We start from the raw sequence: 277 nt of genomic DNA, 5'->3' as shown, positions 1-277 counted from the left end.
CGCCGCTGGGGCGCACCGCGATGCGCAGGCTGTCGATCATGCGCGCCGCGTTCGGCGCGGTCAGCGACAGCTGCCAGTTCGCCTGCGGCCAGGACGGATCGGCCGGCACGCGCGGGTCGGGCGCGTACTGGGTGGTCGGGTTCTTCGGCTTTTCGTCGAGGATCGAACAGCCCGACAGCGCCAGCGCGGCGGCGAGGCCGGCGCCGATCAGGCGCAGCGCGGCGGCGGGACGGGGGGCGCGGGTCGTCGTCATGGGGATGGTGCTCGCGTGGCGGCG

General features: G+C 75.8%; 1 protein-coding gene. It reads right to left on the bottom strand.

All coding sequences use genetic code 11. The annotated features are described in order from the left end of the window. Positions 1-253: ABC transporter (locus HKX41_11305; GenBank protein NNC24718.1), on the bottom strand; the 253-nt coding region annotated here is incomplete at its 3' end. Between the last annotated feature and the right edge of the window lie 24 nt (positions 254-277).

The sequence above is a fragment of the Salifodinibacter halophilus genome, assembly GCA_012999515.1.
GTDB classification, from domain to species: Bacteria; Pseudomonadota; Gammaproteobacteria; order Nevskiales; family Salinisphaeraceae; genus Salifodinibacter; species Salifodinibacter halophilus.
This window is presented reverse-complemented; position numbering and strand designations above follow the sequence as displayed.